The organism is Massilia aurea, assembly GCF_040790145.1.
Lineage (GTDB): Bacteria > Pseudomonadota > Gammaproteobacteria > Burkholderiales > Burkholderiaceae_D > Telluria > Telluria aurea_C.
Genome location: NZ_JBFMMP010000009.1, coordinates 18,502 through 43,599, shown reverse-complemented (window position 1 = coordinate 43,599; position 25,098 = coordinate 18,502). Strand labels below are relative to the sequence as shown.

The 25,098-nt window shown below is 68.1% G+C and carries 20 protein-coding genes; 11 read left to right on the top strand and 9 right to left on the bottom strand.

The genetic code is table 11. The features are described 5' to 3' along the window. Positions 1-51 precede the first annotated feature (51 nt). Positions 52-648, bottom strand: coding sequence for an FMN-dependent NADH-azoreductase (locus AB2N08_RS14050; protein ID WP_367611279.1), 597 nt, complete (start codon positions 646-648; stop codon positions 52-54). A 108-nt stretch (positions 649-756) separates the two neighbouring features. Between AB2N08_RS14050 and AB2N08_RS14045 the strand changes: the two genes are divergently transcribed. Then, the gene (locus AB2N08_RS14045; protein ID WP_367611278.1) at positions 757-1,728 is read left to right on the top strand and encodes a LysR family transcriptional regulator; all 972 of its coding nucleotides are present in this window, start codon (positions 757-759) and stop codon (positions 1,726-1,728) included. 11 nt (positions 1,729-1,739) lie between these two features. On the opposite strand, the gene asd is transcribed toward AB2N08_RS14045, so the two are convergent. Next, positions 1,740-2,543, bottom strand: coding sequence for an archaetidylserine decarboxylase (gene asd / locus AB2N08_RS14040; RefSeq protein WP_367611277.1), 804 nt, complete (start codon positions 2,541-2,543; stop codon positions 1,740-1,742). A 322-nt stretch (positions 2,544-2,865) separates the two neighbouring features. Between asd and AB2N08_RS14035 the strand changes: the two genes are divergently transcribed. Continuing rightward, on the top strand, positions 2,866-3,147 hold the full coding sequence (locus AB2N08_RS14035; RefSeq protein ID WP_367611276.1) for a hypothetical protein: 282 nt from the start codon (positions 2,866-2,868) through the stop codon (positions 3,145-3,147). A gap of 583 nt (positions 3,148-3,730) precedes the next feature. Here AB2N08_RS14035 and AB2N08_RS14030 read toward each other — a convergent pair. The 3 genes from AB2N08_RS14030 to AB2N08_RS14020 all read right to left on the bottom strand — a co-directional run bounded on the left by AB2N08_RS14030 (position 3,731) and on the right by AB2N08_RS14020 (position 6,375). Further along, a complete protein-coding gene (locus tag AB2N08_RS14030) occupies positions 3,731-4,984 on the bottom strand; it encodes a TCR/Tet family MFS transporter (protein WP_367611275.1) in 1,254 nt (417 codons plus the stop codon). Positions 4,985-5,053: 69 nt separating this feature from the next. Continuing rightward, positions 5,054-5,713 carry an HD domain-containing protein gene (locus AB2N08_RS14025; RefSeq protein WP_367611274.1) on the bottom strand — a complete coding sequence of 220 codons (660 nt, stop codon included), beginning with the start codon at positions 5,711-5,713 and terminating at the stop codon, positions 5,054-5,056. Continuing rightward, positions 5,707-6,375 carry a ribonuclease HI family protein gene (locus AB2N08_RS14020; RefSeq protein ID WP_367611273.1) on the bottom strand — a complete coding sequence of 223 codons (669 nt, stop codon included), beginning with the start codon at positions 6,373-6,375 and terminating at the stop codon, positions 5,707-5,709. The genes AB2N08_RS14025 and AB2N08_RS14020 overlap by 7 nt, the downstream gene beginning before the upstream one ends. Positions 6,376-6,462: 87 nt before the next feature. Here AB2N08_RS14020 and AB2N08_RS14015 point away from each other — a divergent pair, with 87 nt between their 5' ends. After that, positions 6,463-8,409: a S9 family peptidase gene (locus AB2N08_RS14015; protein ID WP_367611272.1), complete on the top strand. Its 1,947-nt coding sequence runs from the start codon at positions 6,463-6,465 to the stop codon at positions 8,407-8,409. Between the two features lie 9 nt (positions 8,410-8,418). Here the strand turns inward: AB2N08_RS14015 and AB2N08_RS14010 are convergent, their stop codons facing one another. Next, positions 8,419-9,003 carry a thrombospondin type 3 repeat-containing protein gene (locus tag AB2N08_RS14010; protein ID WP_367611271.1) on the bottom strand — a complete coding sequence of 195 codons (585 nt, stop codon included), beginning with the start codon at positions 9,001-9,003 and terminating at the stop codon, positions 8,419-8,421. Positions 9,004-9,163: 160 nt separating this feature from the next. Further along, on the bottom strand, positions 9,164-9,400 hold the full coding sequence (locus AB2N08_RS14005; RefSeq protein WP_367611270.1) for a hypothetical protein: 237 nt from the start codon (positions 9,398-9,400) through the stop codon (positions 9,164-9,166). Between the two features lie 226 nt (positions 9,401-9,626). Here AB2N08_RS14005 and AB2N08_RS14000 point away from each other — a divergent pair, with 226 nt between their 5' ends. The 8 genes from AB2N08_RS14000 (at position 9,627) to AB2N08_RS13965 (ending at position 22,298) form a co-directional block, all read left to right on the top strand. Continuing rightward, a complete protein-coding gene (locus AB2N08_RS14000; RefSeq protein ID WP_367611269.1) occupies positions 9,627-12,707 on the top strand; it encodes a penicillin-binding transpeptidase domain-containing protein in 3,081 nt (1,026 codons plus the stop codon). 91 nt (positions 12,708-12,798) lie between these two features. Beyond that, positions 12,799-14,121 carry a hypothetical protein gene (locus tag AB2N08_RS13995; protein WP_367611268.1) on the top strand — a complete coding sequence of 441 codons (1,323 nt, stop codon included), beginning with the start codon at positions 12,799-12,801 and terminating at the stop codon, positions 14,119-14,121. Then, positions 14,118-14,669 (top strand): hypothetical protein, encoded by a 552-nt coding sequence (locus AB2N08_RS13990; RefSeq protein WP_367611267.1) that lies wholly within the window; start codon positions 14,118-14,120, stop codon positions 14,667-14,669. Before AB2N08_RS13995 ends, AB2N08_RS13990 begins: the two co-directional genes overlap by 4 nt. Before the next feature lie 45 nt (positions 14,670-14,714). Beyond that, positions 14,715-15,797 (top strand): hypothetical protein, encoded by a 1,083-nt coding sequence (locus AB2N08_RS13985; protein WP_367611266.1) that lies wholly within the window; start codon positions 14,715-14,717, stop codon positions 15,795-15,797. Next, positions 15,794-16,810, top strand: a complete 1,017-nt coding sequence (locus AB2N08_RS13980) for a hypothetical protein (RefSeq protein WP_367611265.1) — start codon at positions 15,794-15,796, stop codon at positions 16,808-16,810. The genes AB2N08_RS13985 and AB2N08_RS13980 overlap by 4 nt, the downstream gene beginning before the upstream one ends. Positions 16,811-16,973: 163 nt before the next feature. Beyond that, positions 16,974-18,995 (top strand): hypothetical protein, encoded by a 2,022-nt coding sequence (locus tag AB2N08_RS13975; protein ID WP_367611264.1) that lies wholly within the window; start codon positions 16,974-16,976, stop codon positions 18,993-18,995. Positions 18,996-19,002: 7 nt separating this feature from the next. Continuing rightward, entirely contained in the window at positions 19,003-21,336 is a 2,334-nt protein-coding gene (locus AB2N08_RS13970; RefSeq protein WP_367611263.1) for an SUMF1/EgtB/PvdO family nonheme iron enzyme, read from the top strand. A gap of 68 nt (positions 21,337-21,404) precedes the next feature. Further along, a complete protein-coding gene (locus tag AB2N08_RS13965; RefSeq protein WP_367611262.1) occupies positions 21,405-22,298 on the top strand; it encodes a pirin family protein in 894 nt (297 codons plus the stop codon). Between the two features lie 17 nt (positions 22,299-22,315). Here the strand turns inward: AB2N08_RS13965 and AB2N08_RS13960 are convergent, their stop codons facing one another. Together AB2N08_RS13960 and AB2N08_RS13955 are read right to left on the bottom strand one after the other, a co-directional pair. Further along, positions 22,316-23,917, bottom strand: a complete 1,602-nt coding sequence (locus tag AB2N08_RS13960) for an FHA domain-containing protein (RefSeq protein WP_367611261.1) — start codon at positions 23,915-23,917, stop codon at positions 22,316-22,318. Between the two features lie 138 nt (positions 23,918-24,055). Continuing rightward, positions 24,056-25,036, bottom strand: a complete 981-nt coding sequence (locus AB2N08_RS13955) for a PP2C family protein-serine/threonine phosphatase (RefSeq protein ID WP_367611260.1) — start codon at positions 25,034-25,036, stop codon at positions 24,056-24,058. Positions 25,037-25,098 lie beyond the last annotated feature (62 nt).

The window sequence follows — 25,098 nt, the reverse complement described above, 5'->3', positions numbered from 1 at the left end:
CGCCGCCTTGCAGCGGCCGGGGTGCTACGGGTGCTACGGGTGCTACCGGCGTTATGCCAGCGCTGCTTCGACGGCGGCGTTGGCCGCTGCCTGGCCTGCGGCCACTGCGTCCGGTCCCATCGCCATGCCTGACGAATAGATAAAGGTCTGGTCCGACAGGCCGACGAAGCGCAAGAGCGCACGCATTTGCGGCACTTGCGGATCCTGCGCTTCGTCGTACACGCCGCCGCGGGCAGTGGCGACATACACCTTCTTGTTGGTCAGCAGGCCGACCGGGCCGGTGTCGGTATAGCGGAAGGTCACGCCGGCGCGCAGCACCGCGTCGAACCAGCTTTTCAGTTGCACCGGCATCGCGAAGTTGTACATCGGCGCGCCCAGCACGATCACGTCGGCCGCTTGCGCTTCGAGGATCAGCGCGTCGTCCTGTTCCACGCGCACCGTTTGCTCGGCGCTGCGCTGCTCGCCCGGGGTGAACAGGGCGCCGAGGGCCGCGCCGTCGAGCAGCGGCAGGGGCGCTGCGCCCAGGTCACGGCGCACAATGGTCGCGCCCGGGTTGGCGGCGACCAGCTTGTCGACGATCTGTTGCGACACGCGGGTCGATTCGGACGCGTCGCCGCGGATGCTCGAGGTGATGTGCAGGATGTTCATGGTGGTGGTCCTTGTGTGAGTGGAGTAGCGATGGATCTACTTTAGCCTTTCCAAAAACAATGCGAAACCCAGTAAAATGGATAACATTATTCTGCTGATGGGACAATCATGGACGTCGAACCGAATGACCTGCTGCTTTTTGCCCGTATCGTCGAATCAGGCAGCTTCACGCGCGCGGCCGAGCGCGTCAACTTGCCGAAGTCGACCGTCTCGCGCCGCCTGGCGCTGCTGGAGACGACGCTGGGCGAGCGCCTGCTGCAACGCACGACCCGCAAGCTGGTGGTGACCGAGTTCGGCGCCAGCCTGTACGAGCATGCGCGCCGCCTGGCCGATGAAGTCGAGGCGGCTGGCGCGCTGGCCCAGCACCGCCAGGGCGAGCCGAGCGGCAAGCTGCGCATCTCGGCCCCGGGCGACTTCGCCAACAGCAGCCTGAATCACGTGATCGCGCGCTTTCTCGAGCGCTATCCGGCCGTGACGCTCGAGATGGATCTGACGCCGCGCCGGGTTGACCTGGTGGCCGAGAATTTCGACATCGCCATCCGCATGGGCGACTTGCCGGACGACGCCACGCTCAGCGCGCGCCCGTTCATCCTGGAGCAACCGGGCCTGTACGCATCGCCCGCCTACCTGGCACGCCACGGCATTCCCGAGAATCCGGACGACCTGATCACGCACGACGTGTTGTGCATCCTGAGTCGCAGCGGCGGTGCGGTGCCATGGACCTTGATTCGCGGGAAGGTGCGCTGGGAGCGCGCGCTGCAGAGCCGGCTGACGGCCAATTCGCCCGACCTGCTGGCGCGCATCGCGGCGCGCGGCGCGGGCATCGCGCTCAGCTCGAAGCTGTTTGCCGAGCCGTATATGCAGACGGGGGAACTGGTGCGGGTGCTGCCGGAATGGGAGATGCCCACGGCAAACGGCTGGGCGGTGTTCCCCAGCCGCAAACTCATGCCGGCCAAGACACGCGCGTTTCTGGCGATGATGGAAGAGGCCTGCACGGCCCACGGTCACGGGCCGGATCAGATCGCGGCGGCCTTCAAGGCAAAGGCCGAACTGGAGAAAGCGACGCTGCCCGAGGGCTGAGCGCGGTTTGACTAACGCGCCGGGCGATTGCCCATCACTTCGCCCAGGCGCACCTTGCCTTCCGGCGCCCAGGCCGGATTGAAGCGGATGGCGTCCTTCTGGAACAGCATCACGACGGTGGAGCCGAGCAGGAAGCGGCCCATCTCGTCGCCTTTTTTCAACGTGACCTGGCCCGCTTCGTAATGCCAGTCGCAGATGCGCGCCATGCGCGGCGGATTGACGACGCCATGCCACACGGTGGCCATGCTGCCGACGATGGTGGCGCCGACCAGCGTCATCACGAACGGCCCGAACTCGTCGCTATCGAACACGCACACGACGCGCTCGTTGCGCGCGAACAGCCCCGGCACGCCGCGCGCCGTTGTCGGGTTCACCGAAAACAGCTTGCCCGGCACGTAGATCATGCGCGTCAGGCGGCCGTCGCACGGCATGTGGATGCGGTGGTAATCCTTCGGGCTCAGGTAGACGTTGGCGAAGTGACCGTGCTGGAAGTGCGCCGCCAGTGACTGATCGCCGCCGACCAGTTCGGCCGTGGTGAACTTGTGGCCCTTGGCCTGGAAGATCTGGTGGTCGTCGATGTCGCCAAACTGGCTGATCGCGCCGTCGACCGGGCACACATAATCGGCCTGGGCCAGCGGGCGCACGCCGTCGCGCAGTGCGCGCGTGAAGAATTCATTGAAGCTCGGGTAGCTGGCGATGTCCGGATTGGCCGCTTCGCTCATGTCGACGCCGTATTTGCCCACGAACCAACGGATCAGGCTGGTCGTCATCGACCCGCCACGGTGACCGGCGACACGGCCGGCTAGGGTGGTCATCGCCTGCTTCGGCATCACATATTGGGGCAAGACTTTTAGACGGGACACGGCGAGTCGCCTTTCTTCGAAAAGTGCGCATTATAACGGGCGTGCCGATCGGAAACTCAGTTTCGCGTCGCGGGCACGGGCCGAGTGTACCGCAGCCAACGCTACAGTGGCGGACGGTCATCCTTGTGCAGTTGAGTGGCACTGCTGAATTCTATAATGTAGTAATAAAAATTCACCATGAAGGAATAATGAATTCCTGAATGGTGTTTAAATTATACCGGTGTCGGGCATATATTCTCTCTATGCTTGATCATCACGAGGAGAGCAACCTGTCATGACGCCGATCCGATCCCGCCATTCCCTTCCTTGCCTCGTGCTGACTAGCTTCGCTGGCCTGGCCAGCGCGCAGCAGGACTACCCGGGCACGCCCGTCGCACAAGTGGACATCAAGGGCAGCAGCGCCACGTACGATCCGCGCCGCGACGACACCGCAACCCGGATCGTGGTCGGGCGCGATGAGCTGATACGCTACGGCGACCGCTCGCTGCTCGACGCGCTCAAGCGCGTGCCGGGCGTGACCGCAACATCGGTGTCACAACATAGGTGTCATGTCTGACATTCGGATACGGCCTCGACACTATCGAAGTTTCCACCGTCCTCAACAGCAGCAGCTGCCGGCCGATGATCGAAGGCAACATCGGTGTCCAACACAACATCGGTGTCACAACATCGGTGTCAGGTCTGACATTCGGACACGGCCTCGACACTATCGAAGTTTCCACCGTCCTCAACAGCAGCAGCTGCTGGCCGATTATCGAAAACTAGCGCGCCAAAATGACGCAGAGATTTGTCAATCAGGCCACTAAAGCTGAGGTCGTGTCCGAATGTCAGACCTGACACCGGCTGTGGTTTTGCAGCCGGAAGTAGCGCCAGGCCACGAACAGTGCGAGCGCCTGCATGAACGCGCACAGGTAGAAGCTGCTCCCGACGCGCCAGTCGGATGGCGGCAGGTGGCTGACCGCGCTCGGGATACCGGCGCAACATCGGTGTCAGGTCTGACATTCGGACACGGCCTCGACACTATCGAAGTTTCCACCGTTCTCAATAGCAGTAGATGCCGGCCGATTATTGAAACTACCGCGCCAAGATGATGCAGCAATTTGTCAATCAGCCACTAAAGCTGAGATCGTGTCCGAATGTCAGACCTGACACCGGCTGTGGTGTTGCAGCCGGAAGTAGCGCCAGGCGACGAGCAGCGCGAGCGCTTGCATGAACGCGCACAGGTAGAAGCTGCTGCCGACGCGCCAGTCGGACGGCGGCAGGTGGCTTACCGCGCTGAGGATGCCGGTGCCGAGTAGCGGCGTGATGATGACGCCCAGGCTGCCGATCGATTGCAGTGAGCCCATCAACTCGCCCTGCTGTTCCGGCGGCGAGGATTTCGAGACGATTCCCTGCAGCGCCGGGCCGGCGGCGTAGGCCAGTACATTGCACAGGATGAAGACGTACATCATCCAGCCTTGCGTCGCCAGGCCATACGCGGCAAAGGTCACGGCGCCGGAGCCCAGGCCGAGCAAGGCCAGGCGCGCCTCGCCGAAGCGCCGGATCAGGATGCCCAGCAGCCCGGCCTGGACCACGACCGACGACAGGCCGACGCAGAACAGGGCGATGCCATTGTCGCGCGGCGTCCAGTCGAAGCGGAAGGTGGTGTACAGCACCCAGGTCGATTGCAGCATCATCTGGGCGAACGTGGCCAGGAACAGTACGACGACCAGGCCGCGGATATCCTGGCGCCGCACGAGGCGCAGCAGGGCGGTGAACGGGTTCAGGCGCGCCCACGCGAACGGCGGACGCAGGCCGGCCGGGAGCGATTCGGGCACGAAGAAGTAGCCGTACACGAGGTTCGCGCCCGACAGCGCGGCGGCGACGTAGAACGGCAGGTGCAGATTGGTCTCGCCCAGCAGGCCCCCGAGCATCGGGCCGCAGATGAAGCCCAGGCCGAAGGCGGCGCCGATCTTGCCGAAGCTCTTGGCGCGGTTCTCGCGGGTGGAGATGTCGGACGCGTAGGCCGAGGCCACCGACATGCTGGCCGATGACATGCCGCCGATCACGCGCCCCAGGAACAGCCAGGCCAGGCCGGGCGCCCAGGCCGTCACGAGAAAGTTCAGGCACATGCCGCCCATCGAATAGAGCAGCACCGGCCGGCGGCCGACGCGGTCACTCAGCGCGCCCAGCGCCGGCATGAACAGGAACTGCAACAGCCCGAACACCGTGGCCAGCACGCCGTACCACAGCGCGCGCATGTCGGCGCCCTCGACGAATTGTCCGACCAGCAGCGGCAGCACCGGTACGATCAGGCCGATGCCGAGCATGTCGATGAAGACGCAGACCAGGACGAAATTGAGGTTGCCAGATGCCGCGGGAGGCGTTGACTGCACGGTGGTCGAACTGGTCATGGACACCTCGGCGGTTGGCGGTGGCCTATCTTAGCATCGCAATAGCCGTGTCATGAAAGGCTGTCCCGACTATGTTCCGCTCCATTCGGCGGCGAACTGCGCGCGGAACGTCATCAACTGCTCGAGGCGTTCGCGCCCGACCGCGCGCGCGGCCTCGGTCTGCATCATGCCGGGCAATTTGTCGAGCTTGACGACGATGTGGTCGAGCGCGTAGCGGCGGTCGTTTGGTTCTCGTTCCTTCCCCAGCGGATCGGTCGGATGCGCCAGGCCGCTTTCCATGCGTCCGGCGATGTAGAACATGCGCGCCAGTCCCACCAGGCCCAGGCCGTCGAGGCGGTCGGCGTCCTGCACGATCTTCGCCTCGATGGTGGTGGCGGGAATCGCAGCCGAAAAGCTGTGCGCCTCGATGGCATGGGCCACCGCATCGAGTTTGTCAAGCGGGAAGCCCAGCGGCGCGAGCAGCGTGCGCGCCAGCTCGGCCGAGCGGCGCGAAGCCTGGTCGCGCGCCGGATCGTTCTTCGGCAGGTTGACCAGGTCGTGCAGGTAGCTGGCGGCCAGCACCACCAGGCGGTCGGCTTCCGGGTGGTGGTCGAGCAACGCCTGCGCATTGCGCCAGACGCGGTCGAGGTGCGCGCCGTCGTGGGCGCCGTCGGTGCCGGCATCCTGCGCCGCCAGGGCGACGAGTTGCGTGCGCCAGGCGGCGAAATCGGTCGGGGTGGGCTCTAGCATATTGTCGGTTCGGGTGAGGGTGGTGGCACGGCGCGCTGCGACAGCGCATCGGCCCGGGAATTCTTGTGACGCGGGATCCAGCGCAGCTGCGCCTGCGGCAGCTGCGCCAGCAGCGCGCGCGCCGCATCGCGATAAGCACGCAGGCTTGGCGCGCCTGCGCTGTCGGGGCCATTCACGTCGTCGATCACGACCTGGCTGTCGCCGCACACCAGCACATCGTTCGCCTGGTGATCTACCGCGACCTTCAGCACGGCGTTCAAGGCCAGGTATTCAGCCTCGCTGCTATTGCCATAGCCGCCGTCGCGCGAGAGTTCGACGCGCACGCCGCCGGGCCCTTCGAGCACCGCGCCCAGGCCGCAGCGCCCCGGGTTGGGCCGCGCTGAGCCGTCGAACCAGGCGCGCCACGCTGCCTGGCTTGCCCCGCCGCCCCGGGTGCGCGAGGCGCCGGCCAGGGCTGCGCGGCGGGCCGCCTGTTGCGCGGTGTGCAGGCGCAGCGCCGCGCGTTCGGCCAGCAGGTGGGCCAGGCCGGCAAGGCCGGCGCTGTGTGCGAGCGTGCGGGTCAGCGCCTCGAGCTCGCCCAGGCCCGCGCGCGCCATCAGGTGCCGGCTGGCCGCCAGTTCGGTCTTGAAAGCGGCAGCGCGCAGGAGTTCCAGATCGTTCATGGCGAGAGCATAACCGATCCTGCTTAGTTGACATAAGTTAAGACTTTTGAAACACTGGATCGGTGCAGTCCAACTTGAGGAGAAGCGATGCGCCAGTACCGCCATGCAGTCCGATTGTCCCTGTTCGCCTTCATTGTTGGCGCCACCTTGTCACCGTTGCACGCCGGCGCGCAGGTCGCGCCACAGGTCAAGCAAGCGCCGGCAAAAGCGCCGGTCAAGAACGTCAAGCGCTACACCATCGAGCAGTTCATGGCGACGACGTCGGTCACGGGCGCCTCGTTCAGCAAGGACGAAAAGCAGATCCTCTTCAGCAGTAACGAATCCGGCATCTTCAATGCGTACACGCTGCCGGTCGGTGGCGGCACGCCGCGCGCACTGACGAAATCGACCGGCGATTCGACCTACGCCGTTGGCTACTTCTACAACGACGACCGCATTTTGTTTACGCGCGACGCCGGCGGCGACGAGCAGAATCATCTGTACGTGCTTGAACGCGATGGCAAGGAGCGCGATCTCACGCCCGGCAAACTCAAGGCATCGTTCGCCGGCTGGAAGCCCGACGGCAGCGGCTTCTATGTCGCCACCAACGAGCGCGATCCGAAATTCTTCGACATCTACCTGTACGACGCGGCCAGTTACGCGCGCACGATGGTGTACCAGAACGAGAGCGGCATGAATGTCTCGGACATCAGCCGCGACGGCAACTGGCTCGCCTTCGATAAATCCAACACCACGTCCGACAGCGACGTGTATGTGTACCACCTGCCCACGCGCCAGATGAAGCACATCACGCCGCACACCGAGCCGGCCAGCCATTCGGCCGCCACGTTCGACCCGCAATCGAAGCGCCTGCTGTTCACGACCAACGCCGGTGGCGAATTCACGCGCATCGCCGCCTACGATCTCGCCACTGGCGTGACGAGCGACGTCGAGAAGGCCGACTGGGATCTGCTCGACACGAGTTACTCGCGCAATGGCGGTAACCGGGTGAGCATCGTCAATCGCGACGGCAGCATCGACGTGCGGGTGTTCGACGCCGCCGGCAAACCGGTCTCGCTGCCCAGGCTGCCAGGCGGCGAGATGCGCCAGGTGACATTTTCGGCGAGTGGCCGCCTGATGGCGTTCTATCTGAATGGCGACCGCTCGCCGAACAATCTGTACGTGCACGACTTCGGCAGCAAGAAAACCACCCAGCTCACGCGCAGCCTGAACCCGGCCATCGATCCGAACGACCTGGTGGAGGCCGAAGTGGTGCGCTTCAAGTCCTTCGACGGCACCGTGATCCCGTCGATCTACTACAAGCCGAAGGGCGCGGCGCCGAACGCGAAAGTACCGGCGGTGGTCTATGTGCACGGCGGGCCGGGCGGGCAGACGATGCGCGGCTACAGCGCGCAGATCCAGTACCTCGTCAACCATGGTTATGCGGTCCTGGGCATCAATAACCGGGGCAGCTCGGGTTACGGCAAGACGTTCTTCCGCGCCGACGACCGCAAGCACGGCATGGAGCCACTGTGGGACTGCATCGAAGCGAAGACGTGGCTGGCGAGCCAGTCGTACGTCGACCCCGAGCGTATTGGCATCATGGGCGGCAGTTACGGCGGCTACATGACGCTGGCGGCGCTGGCGTTCCGGCCCGAGGCATTCAAGGTCGGCATCGATATCTTCGGGGTGAGCAACTGGGTGCGCACGCTCGAGAGCATCCCGCCGTACTGGGAAGCGCAGCGCAAGGCGCTGTACGACGAGATCGGCGACCCGGTCAAGGACAAGGAATTTCTGGTGGCGACGTCACCGCTGTTCCACGCGCACCGCATCATCAAGCCGCTGATGGTGATCCAGGGCGCCAACGACCCGCGCGTGATCAAGCCCGAAAGCGACGAGATCGTGGAAGCGGTCCGCAAGAACAAGGTCGACGTCGAGTACATCGTGTTCGACGACGAAGGCCATGGGTTCTCGAAGAAGAAAAACCAGACCGAGGCCAGCGCGAAGATCCTGGCGTTCCTGGACAAGCACCTGAAACGCCAGGTGTCGAACTAAAGCCCCGAGTTAACGACGGTAAGGGTTGTCCGGACGGCGGTCGTGGCGATTGCGCACGCCGTCGCCATCGCGGTCCCGGTCGTGGTGGTTGCGGACGCCGTCGTTGTCGCGATCGCGGTCGCGGTGGTTCGGAATGCCGTCGCGGTCGAAGTCCGGCCCACGTCCGCGGCCGTTGCCATTGCCATTGCCATGGTAGCGATCGCGGTCGCGATAACCACGGTCGCGGTCATAGCCGTCATGGCCACGCACATACACCGGCGCCGGGCCGTAATGGCGGCCAGGGCCGCGGTTCCAGCGCGACGGTTCCATCACCCAGCGATTGCCACGGTGGTGCCAGCTCGGCGGCGCGTACACATAGCCGGGCCGGGCGACGACGTAATGGCCGCGCACCCAGTCATGGCGATGGCCGCGCCATTCCCAGTAGCCGGGCGCCCACACGTGGCCGTGACGCGGGCCGGGGACGCGTTCATAGATGGGCGGCGGTGGGGCGTTGCTGATCACGACCGAGACATGCGGCTGGGCCTGTGCAGACAGCGGGATAGTGGCAGCGGCGCCAATGGCGATCAGGGCTGCGAGAATAAGGGGGGATTTCATGGTCGTCTCCAGATCCACAAGCGGATAAGCCGAATATAGCAATCCGGGACCGGTGACGCGAAGCTTGAAGCAAGTTCTTACAACTGACACAGTTTGGCGGGCGAGGCGCCATCAGTGGCCGCCCCGCGCCTCACAGGGGCGCGGCGGCGGCATGCGGCGTTCACATCCGGCTCGCTGCGGTGACGGTGTCCAGTGCCAGCAGCTGCGACTTTTCAACGCTGCTCAAGCGCTTGGCGGTCACGGTCACGGTGGCGACCTTGGCGCCGCTGGCGATGGCCGCGCTGCTTGGGCTGTACGCATCGGCGTTGGCGTCAGATACCTTGGCCAGATAACCGACAGGGACGGCGATCAGGGCGGCGGCGATGAAGACGGCTTCCATGTGTTTGAGGACGTTCATTTTGCTTCTCCTTGGTGGTAGGTTTGGTGTGTCGATGTGTGTACTGTAGGCGTGTCCCCGCAACGCTTCCAGCGGTGTGCGACGAGCCGCAGAAAACAGGGGGTGAGCTGCGCCAAAACGGGCCTGGACACGCGCGCGCGGCGCCAGTCCGCTCAGCGGTTTCACCGCCCCTCCGCTAGCCCTGCGCAAGGGCGCATGGGCGCCACGCCACTGACTGGATTCGCGCATGACCGGCCCCTTCGCCACCCTGACCCGCAACTACGCCGCGTCGCGCACGAAGCGGCGGCGTGCCCGCAATCTGCGGCGGGGCTGGACCATCTCGCTCGGGCCGGCCTGGGCCGCGCTGGCCCTCGTGATGGGCGGCGCGGTCGCGCTGGCCATGCATGCCCGCGCGCTGCCAGACGATGCACGGGACGTGCCAGGGGCGCAGGCCCTCGCCGCACTGCAGCCGCTGGCCCCGGGGCTGGATTTCGTGGTGCCGTCCGAGCCCGGCGTGTCGCTGACACAGCATGGCGCAATGGCGCTCGTCATTGCCGGCAGCATGCGCGCCGGTCCGGCGGTCCGGGTCGACCTGTGCAACCAGATGCTCGACCCAAGCCAGCCACGGCTGCTGCCGCTGCGTGTCGGCTATCCCTTCGGCGAGGCGGCGGCGCTGGCGCGCGGGGGCAATGGCCCGCCGCGCAGCGTGCTGCTGGCGCAGGACGGCTCCAGCATGCCGCGCATCGACATCACGGGCCACGCCGGCACCGGCTTGCGCATCGCCTGGAACGCCGGCTTCGGTACTGCCAGCTGGGTCAGCGACGCCACCGGCGGCGTCATCACACATGCGCGCCAGGGCCAGGCCGCGCTGGGGACCACGGGCTGGTTGCTGTGGCGCGGCGAAGCGCTGCGCTTCAGGCGCCAGCCGAGCGGCGCCTGCCCGCAGGCCGGTGAACTGGTGCTGCAGCATTTCCAGCCCGGAACACCGTCGTCTGGCGCGGCACTCGTGCAAGCTTTCCCGGCTGTCGGCGCGCCGGTGGCGCTGCGCCTGCCTGCCGGCGTATGGGAAGTGCCGCTGGCTCCCGGCGCCGGCCTCGAAGACCAGGCGCTGTTCGAAGCGCTGCGCGCACGCGGCTTGCTGCGGCTGGGCCGCGATGGCCTGATCGAACTGGCGCCACGCGACTTGCTGGCCTGGCTCGGGGCGAGCGAGGAAGCACGCGCGCCGCTGCCGGGCTGGCAGGATTTTCAGCAGGACGCCGGCGACCGTCGCCTGCTCGAGCGTTTGCATCACCGGGCCGATGGCGCGTTCGTGCGCGAACAGGTGCGCGTGTTCAACAGCGAACGGCGGCTGGTGGCGTGGCGCGTGCGGCCCGGCGCGCCTGCGCTGTGGCAGGCGGCGGTGGCCGGCAGTCCGGCCGTGCGCGAAGCGGGTTTGCCCCTCGCAGCGATGCGCCTGTTTGCGCAAGTGCCGCAGGAGTGGGCGCCGTGGAGCCGTGTCGGCGGCTGGGAAGGCGGCCAGCGTGACAGCCTGGTCACCTTGAGCGCGCGGGCCGAGGGCAGGCCGCTCGAACTGCTGGTCGCCGGGCGCGTGCGGGGCGTCGTTGGCGCCACCCTCGTCGCCCGTGGCGCGTGCGATGGGCGCGCTTGTCCGGACAGCGGCGCCGTCCAGCACCTGCTGCTGTCGCCTTTGCCAGCCACGATGTCGGTGAAGGTCGAGGTCGAGCCGCTCGATCTGGCCCGGATGTCCGGCAACGCGGACGCCGCTTATCGCCATTTGAAAGTCGAGCGGGGCGTGCTCGCGTGGCAGGCGCTGCCCGTCGGCAGCCGCGGCGCGCGGCCGGCCAGTGCGCCGGTGCGCCTGCTCGACCGCAATGGCGACGCCCTGTGGCAGGACGGCGCGCCATCGGCACGCGCCACGCTGGCCGGCCTGGCGCCGCTGCTCGGCGTGCATCGCCAGCACGACGGCAGCGTGGCCGGCATGCTGGCGCGCCTCGGTGGCAGCGAACACGCTGCGAACCTCACGCTCGACCTGGCGCTGCAAGAACGGGCCCAGGTGCTGCTCGACTGCATTGGCCTGCACAACGGCCACTGGGACGGGCGTGCCTGCAGCGGCGCGCAGGCGCCGCCCGCCGAGCGGCGCGCCGGTCTGGTGCTGCTCGACGCCGGCAATGGCGATATCCTGGCGGCCGCGTCGAGCGGCGGCGCGATGCCGGCCCCCGGCAACTGGCCCGAGGTACGCGACTTCGACCGCGCCGATCCCGCACGCAGCCCCTTGCGCATCGCCGCCTTCCAGCACGACGGCGGCGCCCACCGCGCGCCCGGCTCGACTTTCAAAGTCATCACGGCGCTTGGCCTGGAGCAGGCGGCGCAACACGACCGGCAACTCGACGCCCTGCTGGGTGGCTTGCCATTGGCGCAAGTGGACCGCATCGCGCACGGCGGCGGCTACGACTTCCGCACCGGCGCGCCGAGCTATCCGTACGATAACAACCGCGCCCGCATCACCAATTTCCGCGACCAGATCACCGGCGCCCGCGCCGAGGACGGCCGCCTCGGCATGGTCGGGGCGATGGCGCATAGCGTCAATACGTGGTTCGCCTGGACGGCTGAGCTGAGCGACCGCACGCTGCTCGGCCAGCCCGACGGCGGCATGCCCGGCGCCGCCGCGCTCGTACCGGGCACGCTCGACGCCGCGCGGCCGGTGGCGGGGATGGCGGCGCGCCTGGGCTTCGGCCAGCCGCTGAGGCTCGACGGCGGCCTGCTGCCGCCCGACTACCGCTGGGATGCGTGGGACGCGCTGTCGGCCACCGCGTCGCAGCTCGACCCGGTGCACAGCCGACACGAGCTGCGCCAGATGGCGATCGGCCTGCGCATGCAGACCACGCCCCTGCAGATGGCGCTGGTGGCCGCCAGCGTCGGGGAGGGGCGGTCCGTCGCGCCACGCCTGCTGCTGGCGCTCGACGGTCGCGGCGCGGCGCCGAGCCAGGGCGCGCCGCTCGGCGTGCGGCTCGACCGCGTGCGCGCCGGCATGAAGGGCGTCATCGACTACGGCACGGCGGCCGGCGCGTTCCGCCATCCGGCTTTGGCGGCGCTGCGCCCGGGCCTGTACGGCAAGACCGGTACCGCGCCGGCCGGCAAGGACGATTTGGCCACGGTCTGGTTCATGGGCTACCTGGAGCCGGGCACCTTGCCGGGCCAGACGCGCCGGCTGGCGTTCGCCGCCTTTGTCAGTCACTCGGCGCTGACCGGCGGCGGCCATGCGGCTCCGGTCGTGGCGGCCCTGCTGGCGTCGATGGCCGGTCAGTCGTTGGAAAAGAGGCACAAATAAGGGTCTCCAGCGCGCCTGAATGCTGTGTTTGTATGGCATCATCTATTTCGTTGCGCAACATCTGCGCAATGAGATCGAGGACGAGGAAGGTATGCGCTTACCGGGCACCCGGTATCAGGAGCACGGCTGGGAGCAGGTCCGCAAATTGCTGGGTCAATGCTCCCTGCAGGCGCTCGCCCGCATCGGTCCGGCTTGCCTGCTCGAGCACGATCGGCAGCAGTCGCTCGCCGCGTACGTGGAGACGGTCGCCCCGGTCCTGCACGCGGCCGGCAGCCGCGCCGCTGCGCCCGGCAACAGCTACGGCGAGACGACGGCCGAGCTGGCCGTCAGCCTGGTCTGTGAACTGCAGGCGCGGCCCGCCGACTGGGCCGCACTGTGCGCGGCCGTGGCCGCAGAACACGCCCGCATCGGCCCGTTCTGGACGCAGCCGGGTGGCGACGCGCTCCTGCGCAAGAAATTCAACGACCTGTATGCGGTCTTGCGCGACAAGGTCGACAGCGATCATTACCAGGTGGCGTGCAGCCGGCCATGCAGCCCGAACCGGATGTATGCGTACCGGATGCTCGACACGGCCTACCACGATATCGCGCGGCTGTTCGAGAGCTGGCGCGAACACGCGGCGCAGGTCGGCGCGATCCTGGGCCGCAGCGTCGAAGCGATGCCGATCGAAGCGCGCCAGCTGCGCGCGATCGGCGACTGCAAGCCGGCATGGATCATGCGCTGGAGCGAAAGCCTGGAAGCGCACACCGGCGCGCCCGGCCCGCTGCACACGCGCTCAAAGCGCTTCGCCAGCCTCAAATCGCATCCCGATAAAATCGACGCGATGCTGCGCGAGATCGGCGAGTACGAGGCCTTGTCGGCCAACCGCGATGGCGACTGGCTGCAGGACGCTGGCACGGCCGATGCCTGGCTCGACGACTACTGGCGCGTACTGAACGAGTCGGAACAGGCTGGCACGCCTGGCCCGGATCAGATCCTGGAGGCGCGCCAGGAAGAGGAAGTGGAAGAGGAAGAGGAAGAGCGCGAGGCGCCGCAGGCCGACACCCCCATCGAGGCCCGCCCGCCCGACACGGCGCAGACTGCACCATCGGCATCGATCGCCCCCGCCGTTTCACTTCCCCCCAACTACCTTGTACTGGCAGCGGCGGTCGAGGACCGCGCCAGCTGGGCGGCGCGCCGGATGGCGCAGGACAGCTTGCCGGTGCGCCTGGCGGTGTACCTCAAGCTGCTCGGGCCATTCGACGACTGCTATCCGTCCGAATGGTGCGACCCCGCCACGGGCGAATTGCCGACGATGGGCCAGCTGGCCCTGCTCGACGGCGTCTCGCTGCCAACCCTGCGCAAGCGGCGCGACGCCGCGATACTGCGCCTGAACGAGGTGGTTGGAACAAAGGAGGAACAACGATGGGCATGACGAACCTGGATCGCAAACTGCAGGCCGGTGCGCTGCTGGCGCGCCGTGTGGAGGGCGACCGCCTGCTGCTCAGTGACGCCGTACTGCTGGCGGCGCTGGACGGCAGCCGGCCGCTGACGCACGGCGAACGCGCCGCGCTGCAAGATTCGCCTTTGAGCCTGCGCCGCCTGCGCCACCTGGCCGATGCGCGGCGCGCGACGCCGGTGTGGACCGGCAGCGCGGGCCTGCTGCGCGCAGCCGACGGCGGCGCGCCGCTGGACGTATTGCGCACGGATGACCGGATGTGGCGCCTGCACTTTGTCGACCAGGCCGGCGTGCCCGGCGTGGTGGTGCAACTCGACCTGGATGCGCCCTGTGCGGCGGACCTGCTGGCCGCGCGCGCGACGATTGCCGTGCGCGATGGCGCCGGCGGCGTGATCGTGCAGGGCAGCCTGGACCCCGACGGCGAATGCGAAGGCCGCTGGCCATTCGCTGCCTCGCCAGCCGCACATTTTCAACAACATGGCGCGCGCTTTGATGTCAGGCCCGTGCCACCTCCGGCAACGTAATGTAGTTCTGTAATGTAGTTCCCGAGAGCCCAATCAAGGACGATGATGCTAGGTTCACTGTTCAGGAATCCACTGCGCCGCCCGCCACGGCAGGACGCGTTCGACGCGAGTCTGCTTGGCGGCATGGCGATCGCGCTGCCGGCGCCATCGGGCATCACCATTCCTGCGCCTTGCGCCGCCGTGCTGGTCGACCGCGGTGGCCGCAGCCGGCGCCTGGCATCTGGCAGCCGCATCGCCGCGCTGGAAGGCGAAACCGCGTGGTGCGTCCATCCGGGCCCATACACCTGTGACCTGGTGCCGTTCGCCGGCGCGCCCGAGATCGGCCTGCGCGTGACGTTCGCAGTCGATGCCAGCGACCCGCGCGCGACGCACCAGCGCTTTGACCTGTTCCTGGCCAGCGAAGCGGGCAGCGCGGTCGAACTGGCAGGGTTTGCCGGGCTGGCGCAAACGGCGCTGCAGCGCGAACTGGCCCAGGGCAATCTCGAACTGCCGCCGTGCACGACGCTGGACGAGTGGAATACCTTCCGCTCCGGCTTCAATCAACTGATGTACACCCGCTTTGGCGTGACGGTCGACGATTGCGTGCCGGTCGATATCGGTGCGACGCACGATTACGCGGCGCTACTCGAAGCACGCCTGGCGGCGCAGGCAGCCGTCCCGGAAGCAGCGTCTGAGACCGCCGTGACCTTGACCGCCCCACCAAACGAAGCCTTCGTGCCCGCCTGCGAAGATGCGCGTGCGTTGCGCCGCCTGTTCCTGGAGCTCCCGTGCCTGATGTGCGCCGTGCGCATGGCGGTGCTGCCGGCCGATCAGGCGCGCTTTCGCCAGCACCAGGATCTGCTGCGCCGGCTCGACCTGGTCAGCCTGGCGGTCGGCACGATGCCGGCGCTCGAACTGGCCGCGCCCGGCCAGCCGCTGGCACAGCACGAGCAACTGCGCCGCGCCCGCCACAGCCGCCGCGCCGCCGCCGCGCTCGACGAAGCCTGGGCGCTGCTGGCCCGGATGAAAATCGCCGGCGAAGGCCCGCTCGACGTGCTGTTCGACGAGGCCGATCGCATCGTGACCAATCTCGAGACCGAGTCGGGCGCACGCCGCGTGACAAACGTGCAGGACGAGGTGACGGCATGAACGCACCCATGCTCGAGGCCAGCTGCCGCAGCATCCTGCCCGACGGCGGCATGGTCACGATCACCGCCACGCGCCGCCCGCGCGCCGGGCGCGCCGACGTCAAGTGCAGCGTGCCCGGCGCGCCCGCGCTGGCCGAGCGCATGCAGCAGATCGTGCGTCTGGCGCGCCACACCGAGCCGCGTTTCGACAGCCGCGACCAGGTGGTGCTCAGCGCCGACCGTGCGTTCGACCTGGCCTCGCGCGACTGGGAACTGGCCGCCGTGCTGGCCGACCGCATCGTGCGCGGCGTGTTCCAGCCGGCGCGGCCCGTGGTCGCCAACGGCTGGTCCGACGCCTGGCATCTGGGCCGGATCGACGGTCGCATGTTGGGCCACGGCTTGGGCCGCGTGCCTGACGGCGTGCTGGCCGGCGGCCCGGACGGCTTGCCGCACCTGGGCGCGCTGACCGGCCAGCCCGATCCCGGCGCCGGGGTGGCCAGCGCGCGCACCTGGTTCCCGATGCACAGCGGCGGAGAGCACGATGGCCTGGGCTGGGTCGAAGTGAGCGTGCGGCCGCTGGCCGGGTCAACCGATGCTGACGACGATGCGATCAGCGTGCCGGACCTGGATGCGCTGCGCCAGGGCCAGGTGCGCGCGGTGCTGGCGGGCGCCCGCCACTTCGACGGCCGTGGCCAGGGCCAGTGGAAAACGACGGTGCGCTTCGGTGAGGCGGGTTTTTCGGGCGACTCGTACGGCCTGGCGCTGGTGATGGCCGACCGCATCGCGCGCGGCCGCGAATTCATGGCGCGGGGCAGGGTGATCGCCACCGGAACATCGAGCGCCTGGCATACGGGGAAGGTCGACACGGTCGACGCGCTGGCGCCCAAGTGCGCGCTGATCACGCGCGAAGCGGGGCCGGGCGACCGCATCCTGCTGCCCAGGGCGTGGGAAGGCGCGCTGCCGCAGGGCATGCGCGAGACGCTGCGCGCGCGCGGCGCCAGCCTGGCGTGTGTGGAGCGCATCGGCATTATTTGATCATTATTTCACTGCGATCCAACGGTGGAGGCCACGCGCACGGGTGTGCGTGGCCGCACCGTGGCCGCAGGCATCGCCCTGCTAGAATCCAGGGGTTCGTTGGCAGGTTCGCAGTCAGATTCGCACGCAAAAGCGCAAGGCAAGAGAGAAAACGGAGTCGACTATGTTGCACATGTTCGGAGTAAACGGCGCCAGCTGCCCGCGCTGCGAGCGCAAGAATGCGGTCGATGCGCGCTATTGCGCCGGTTGCGGCGTGATTCTTGGGGCGCCGCGCAGCAAGCCGGCGCTGGTCGAGAACCGCTGGGTGCCCGCGCCCGATGAACTGGCCGTGTTCTTCGGCCTGCGTGAATTGTCGGGCCTGTTCGTCAAGACGCTGCGCGTGCCGGCCACGGCGCGCGGCTTCATCCTGCAGGGCGACAAGGCGACCGAAGTGCCACAGGGCGAATACGAGCTCGAAGGCTTCTTCACGCGCCTGAACCACCTGCTGCGCGACCAGCACGCCGAGATCCTCGTCACGCGCACCACGGCGCTGCCGGTGCCGTTCGAGTTCGATCACATTCCCACCTGCGAGCATCTCGATATCGCGGTGCGCTTCACGGTCAGCATCAGGATCGAGAACGTGCCGGCCTTTGCCCGCCACTTCATGACCACGCCCGGCACCATCGGCGCGGCCGAGCTGCGCGAACTGCTGGCGCATCCGGTGCGCCAGCTGGCGCTCGAATTCATCGGCGCGCGTTCCATTCGCGAGATGGCGGCCGGCGGCGCGTTGCGCGAAGAACTCGATGCACGCCTGCAGGGTGGTCTCAAATTGCTGCTGGCCGACTACGGCCTGGCCGTGACGAGCGTGCAGACGGTGGAGCTGCGCCACGACAAATACGACGCCAACCGCGCCCGCGTGGGCAGCATGTGGCTGGCGGCCGACGAGCAGCACGTGCAACTGGCGCACAAGCGCCACCTCGACGAACTGTACAGCGCCGAAGAATGGCAGGGCATCAAGCGCAGCGAAGAAGAAGCGCGCCTGCGCATTCGCCGCGCCGAACTGCGCCAGGATGACGCGATCGCGCGGGCCGAGATGTCGTTGCAGGGCGCCGACCGCGCCCATGGCGTGCGTGCGCGCCAGATCGAACTGTATGGCCGCATCCTCGAAGCCAAATCGCGCGAGCAGGCAATGGCCCAGGGCGCCGGCGAAGTGCTGGCCGAACTGCAGCACGAGGCCGCGCAAAAGGGCGCGCAGCGCGCCGACGAAGCGGCGCAGTGGCAGCACCTGCGCGCGCTGGCCGCCGTGCACATGCGCGCCGAAGTCGCCGCCGCCCAGCAAGAAGCGCAGCACGCGCGCCAGGTGGCGCAGCAGCGCTTCTCGCAGCAACTGCTGCAGCAGCAGATCCGCCACAAGATCGAGCAGGCCAGCCTGATCGAGGACGCGACGCGCCAGCGCGCCGAACTCGTTCGCCTGCGCGAGAGCGAAGAAGAGGCGGCGCGCCGCATGCGCGACATCGATGAAGCCGAGTACCAGGCGCGCTATCAGGCCTTGAAGCTGGCCAACGATGCGCGCCTGCGCGACGCCGAACGCACCCAGGCTTGGGAAGATGAGCAGGCACGCCAGCGCATCGCCGACGCACACCGCGGCGCCGGCAAGCTCGATGCCGAAGCCCAGCAGGCCAAATTGCAGCGCACGATCGAACTCGATGCGCTGCATGCGCGCTCGATGCACGACGTGAGCGAAGCGGCCCGCGATGGCGAACGGGCGCACGAGATCGCGCTGGCGCGCCTGGCGCTGGAACGCGCCGCCGCGCTGGGCGCGATGGACGACACGGCCAAGCTGGCGCTGGCCGATGCGGGCAATGCGGCGGTGCTGTCCGATTATCTCAAGACGCGCGTGCATGCCGACATGGCTGCCGACCAGCTCACCGCGCTGGCGGGCGTGGCCGGCGCCGGCAAGGTCGACGTGAGCGAAGCAGCGCGCGCGGCGGCGCAGCTGGTGCGCGACGAACAGGCGCGGCGCGAACACGAGGTAGATAAAGACCGGCGCCACCAGCTCGACCTCTTGACGATGCAGAACGACGTCAACAAGGCGGCCCTGCATGCACAGGCTGTCGTGGCCGGCGCGCGCCAGTGCGTGCACGGTCATCCGGTGAAGCCGGGCGAGCGAGTCTGCGCCGCGTGCGGCGGGGCGCCGTCTGCCTGATCGATCAATGCAATCAGCCATCGACAAGATCCGCGAACTGCGCGCGTTGCACGAAGACGGCTTGCTGAGCCGGCAAGAGTTCGACCTGCGCAAGAACGCGATCCTCGACGCGGCTTACAAGCCGGGCGAGCGGCCGGCCGAGCCGGATGCGCTGGTGGACGCGCCTGTATCGGAATCCGCATCTGCATCTGCATCTGCATCTGCATCTGCATCTTCATCTATACCCGCCGCGCGCCCCGGCACCGAGATCGGCCTGATGACGGGCCAGGAAATCGGCCCGCAAAACCGGCGCTACCGGCTCGAGCGCCTGATCGCGCACGGCGGCATGGGCCAGGTGTGGCAAGCCACCGACCTTGCCACCCACGCCGAACTGGGGCACAGCGCGCAGGTCGCGCTCAAGATCCTGCCGGCGCACGCCACGTCCGCCGCCAGCCACGCCAAGCTGCTGATCCAGGAAGCCACGCGGGCGCGGCGCCTGGCGCACGAGCACATCGTGCGCGTGTATGAATGGGCGCAAGACCCGGCCACGTCGAGCTTTTTCCTGATCATGGAATACCTCGAAGGCGAGGACCTCGACGCCGTGCTGGTGCGCGAAGGACGATTGCCCCTTGCGCGCGTGTTGTCACTGCTCGATCCGGTCGCTGCGGCCCTCGACTATGCGTGGGAGCGCCATCACCTGGTTCACCGCGATATCAAGCCCGGCAACGTGTTCGTCACGAAGAAGGGCGACGTCAAGCTGCTCGACTTCGGCATCGCGGCGCGCGCGCGGGTTAGCGGCCCGGTCTCCAGGCTCGACGCACCGGCAACATCCGGCACGGCCGGTTATCGGGCGCCGGAGGCGGCAAACGACGGCCTGACGCCGGAGCCAATCCTGGACGTGTACGCCGTCTCGGTCATGATCCACCAACTGCTCACCGGCGTGCTGCCCGGTGAACCCGGCGGCACCGTGCCCGAGACGCTGGGCGCGCGCCAGTGGGACGTGCTGCGCAGTGGCTTCGGCCGCGATCCTTCGGCGCGCCCGGCCAGCGTGCACGCGCTGCTGGCGGCGATTCGTGCGGCGGCCGGGCCGTCAGCGCTGGAGCTGGCGGCGCAGGAGGCGCGCGAGCGCACCGAGCACGAACGCGTGGCGCGCGAGCTGGCCGCGCGGCGCAAGATCGAAGCCGAGGCGGCGGCGGTGATCAAGGCGCAGCAGGACGAGCAGCGCCGCGTCCAGTTGCGCGAACAGCAGCGGCGCGAACGGCTCGAGGCCGAACAGGCCCGTCTGGCGCGCAAGGAATCGCTGCGCCAGCAACTGCTGGCCCGGCGCGACGAAGAAGTCGCCAAGACCCAGGCGGCCAAGGAGGAAGCGGCGCGCAAGGCGGCGCAGCTGACGGCGGCGGCAGCGTATCTGGCGCAGCAGAAAAAAGCGCGCGACGAAGAAGCGGCGCGGGGTGCGGTGCAGGCTGCGGCGCCCGACCTACCGGTGACCGCGGCAGCATCGACGGTTGCCGTGGAACCGTGTGACGCTGCGCCAGCGCCGGGCGCCGACACCAGCATCCTGCGCGACGCCTTCATCGACGGCAGCGGCAGCGCCCCGGCGATGGTGCTGGTGCAGACGGGCCGCTTTCAGATGGGCTCCCCCGAGCACGAACGGCGCATCGCGATGGCGGCCGGCTCGCAGAAAACCTGGATCGCGCGCGAAACGCCGCAGCACTGGGTTGGCATCGAGCGGCCGTTTGCCATCGGCCGCTATCCGGTGACGGTGGGCGAGTGGCGCGCGTTCGTGCAGGCCAGCGCCTGGCAGCCGGCCGGTGAAGTCGACTGGGCCGCGCCGGGTTTCCCGCAGACGGACGACCACCCGGTGGTGGGCATTACCTGGTTCGATGCCTTGCACTACGTGGCGTGGCTGAGCGAGGCGACCGGCAAGCGCTATCGCTTGCCGAGCGAGGCCGAATGGGAATACGCCTGCCGCGCCGGCACGAAAACCGCCTTCAACACGGGTGACACGATCGCCACGACGCAGGCCAATTTCGACGGTACGTTCACCTACAACGGCGGGCCGCGCGGCGAATTCCGGCACGGCACCACGAAGGTCGACACCTTCGCGCCGAACGCCTGGGGCCTGCACGATATGCACGGCAATGTGTGGGAATGGGTGCAGGACGTCGTGCACGAGAACTACGACGGCGCGCCGGTCGATGGCAGCGCGTGGGAAACGGGCGGCGACCAGGTGCGCCGCATCCTGCGCGGCGGCTCGTGGTTGTACAACCCGCGCTACCTGCGCTCGGCGCTGCGCAACGGTTTTTCGGCCGTGCTCGCGAACGATATCGTCGGCCTGCGCGTGGTGCGCGAACTGATGTAGACAAGGGTGGGGTACACCCGGCGATTCGGTGTACAGTCAGGCATTCCCATCTTTTCAAGACCCTCGCCATGGCCATCGCGCATCGCTTCACATCCCACGACAAAGACCTGGGCGGCGGCTTCACCGTGCGCCGCCTGTTGCCGGCCGCGGCCAGGCAATCCATTGGCCCGTTCCTGTTTTTCGACCATATGGGCCCGGTGGAAGCGCCGGCCGGCGCGCGCCACGACGTGCGGCCGCACCCGCATATCGGGCTGGCCACCGTGACCTACCTGTTCGAGGGCGCGATCATGCACCGCGACAGCCTGGGCACCGAGCAGCGCATCGAGCCGGGCGCGGTCAACTGGATGACGGCCGGCAGCGGCATCGTGCACTCCGAGCGCACACCCGAGGATCTGCTCGAACGCACGCGCCGTACGCACGGCCTGCAACTGTGGGCGGCGCTGCCGCGCGAGCACGAAGAAACGCCGGCCGCGTTCAGCCACACGCCGGCCGGCCGGATTCCCGAAATCGATTTGCCGGGCGCCACCGTGCGGCTGCTGGTGGGCAGCGCGTTCGGGCAAACCTCGCCTGTGCCGACCTTCAGCCAGACGCTGTACCTCGACGTGCAACTGGTCGCCGGCGCCGCCATCGAACTCGACAACCTGCCGCAAGAATGCGCGCTGTACGCACCGTTCGGCACGATCGAGATCGATGGCGAGCCGATCGGCGCCAACACGATGGCGATGCTGGAGCCGGGGGAGGCGGTGCGGGTGAGTAGCGCCGCCGGCGCGCGCTTCGTCGTGATCGGCGGCGCGCCGCTTGACGGCAAGCGCTTCATCTTCTGGAATTTTGTGTCGAGCAGCCGCGAGCGCATCGAACAGGCGGCGAGCGACTGGGAAAACAACCGCTTCGTGCCGGTGCCGGGTGATGCCGAAGAACGCATTCCACTGCCCAACTGGCCACCGACATGGCGCCGCGACTGACCTTGCCGCGCGGCTGGTCAGGCGCTGAGGGCGGCGGCGATCAGGCTGCGGCGGTCGGGCGTGCGGAGGCGGTGGGCACGCGCCTCTGGATAGGCGGTAGGCACGAAGCGCGCCGCCATGCCGATGCCGGGCTGCTGCACGCGGTCGAGGCCGTTTGATGTGGCCAGCGGTGCGTCGCGGCCGCTGGCGCGGTCGCGTTGCCAGAAGCCGCCATCGCGGTGGAACAGCAGCGGCAGGGCGGCGGCGCGCGGCAGTGTCGATGGCTGGGCAGCGCCGGCACGCGTATCCTGGCCAGCGGCAGGCCCGGAAGCCGGCACGGCATCAGGCTCCATCAGATAAAAACACTCGGCGCGCGCGCCGGCGTCGAGCCGGTGCAGCACGACCGCGTGGGGCAGCAGGGCTGTCACTTCGAGCGTGACGATGCCCTTGATGCTGGCCGTCAGTTCGATACGCATGCCCAGGCGCAAATGCACAGGCATGTGCTTGCCGGGCCAGACGCCGTCGAGGAGCAAGCCGTAGCGCGACACGTCTTCGATCTCGAAGCCGGCGCGGCTGCGGCGAATGATGGCGTGGCGACCGGACAGCCGGCGCGTCAGGCCGCCTTCTTCCATGCCCGCTTCGCCATGGTGGGCCAGCAAGACATCGGCATCGGGCGCATCGGGCTCGAAGCGGCCGAGCATGAATTCGTCGAGCGAAAACAGGCGCACGTGGCGCTGGGTGGCCGAGTCGGCTTCGGCGTGCACCAGGCACGCGCTGTCGGTGATGCACGGATGCGCGGCGGCCTGGGCCGGCATGTCGATCTCGATCAGGTCTTCGTCCCAGGCGATGGTGGTCATGCCCATGTCGATCTTGCCGTTGCCGGTCCCGTTGCCGCCATCGAGGTTCAGCTGGGCGATGGACGCATTGCGGGCCACGACGTCGATATCGATCCGCCCGCCGCCCGGCGCATTGACGCGGGCGATACCGGCGTCGTCGGCCGTGACGCGCACGTTCTTGTGCGTGGCCAGGAAGGTCTGGTGGATTTCGCCGAGGCTCGCATCCTGGCGCGGCACCAGGATCACGGGCGAGCAGGTCCAGGTGCGGGCCGCGTCCGGTGCGTGCGCATGGCGGCTGTGTAGTTCGATCTCGATGCGGTACTGGCCGTGCTCGAGGCCGCGCGATGAGAATTCAAGGAACAGCGGGCGCCAGTCGCCGCGCGAGGTGCGCTGGAAGCCGTAGCTTTCGCCGCCGTGCAGGCGCAGCGCCGAGCGCACCAGCATGCGCACGTCGGGCGCGCAATCCATCGGCATGCCGCGCAGTTCGAGACGGATCGCCTGGCGCCCACCGGCCGCGCGCGGATCGAACCCGCTGATATGCAATTGCGGGCGCTGCAGGCTGGCAGTTGCTGGAACCGGCGCCGGGATCACCGTATCGCGCCGGGTACGCACCGTGCCGATGGTATCGAAACTGGAAGGCAAGCCATCGACCGCTGGACTAGCCGAACCCGGCAATGGCGCGGCGTGGGCCTGGTAGGCGCCGGCTGCAGCCTGGGGCTGGGCATGGCCGTGCGCGCATAGCACCTCGCCTGGAGCGACCCAGACGGTGCAATGCGGATGCGCGGGATTGCGGCAGCGGTTCATGGCAAATAGATGGGGAAGAGTGGGCGAAAGCCGATATTGCAAGCTTACGCTGTTTTCAGCAGACACGGCGCACCGAGATCGTTGATTAACAACATTATTTTCTTAAAGCATCAAATTGAATTGCCATCTTTATAACGTTCAAGAACTCGTACCATCCTCTTGCAGCGGCAAGGCCGTTTCATCGGCATGGCGCGGCAGCGGGCGCAGCACGAGCGCCGTCAGATTATCCGGCTGCACGCCCTGCGGCGGGTCGTTCTCCAGCAGCCCGAACAGGCGCTCGACGAGCGTCGCGGCCGGCGGCGCATCGGCCAGCAGCGCCGGCCAGCGCGCGACAAAGGCGTCCGGGTGCGCGCATGACCAGAAGCCGTCCGTGGCCAGCAGGTAAGCGGCATCCGCGCGCAACGGCAACGCGCGGCGGTCGGGCAAGTGTGTCAGCCAGCACGGCAGGTTCGCGGGCGTGAGGGCGAACAACCCATCGGACAGGCGCGCCGGATCGGCAAATGCGTTGCCAAGGATGAATGCCTGGGCAATCTGCGGCGCGTGGCGGCCATGCACCTCGCGCCACCAGTCCGCCTCGCCGAGCCGGCCGGCAAGGGCGGCGCCGGTGGCCGGCACATGGTCGATCGTGAGCGGCGTGGCCAGCTTTGCATCGAGTTCATACAAACGCGAGTCGCCCACGTGGTACAGCAGCGGCGCGCCGCCCGGCGGCAGTTCGAGCAGCGTCAGTGTGGTGCCGGGCCGGCCTGTTTTGCCGGCGTCGACGGCGAAACGCGCCTGCAGCGCGGCGTGCAGGGCGTCGAGGTGGGCCGTCAATGCGTCCAGCGACGCGCAGGGTGGCATGGCCAGCAGGCCGGCGGCAAGCGCTTCGGCCGCTTCGCGACCGTGACCATGGCCGCCCATCCCGTCGAGCACCGCCAGGCGGCCATGCCCGACTGGCCAGCCGGCAACGAGTGTGGTCGCTGGCTGCTGGTCGTGCAAATGGCAGGCGCGGCCGTCGAAATCGATGACGACAAAGTTGTCCTGGTTTTCGCTGCGCGTGGTCGGCCCGGCGCCCACGCGGCTGGCAACGGCGACGTCGAAGTGCGGGGCAAAGCGGAAATCGGCAAGCGTGGCGGGCATGGGTGGGCGTGAAGATTCAATGCTGACACTGTACTACCGTTTGCACGATCGTCTGCAACCCG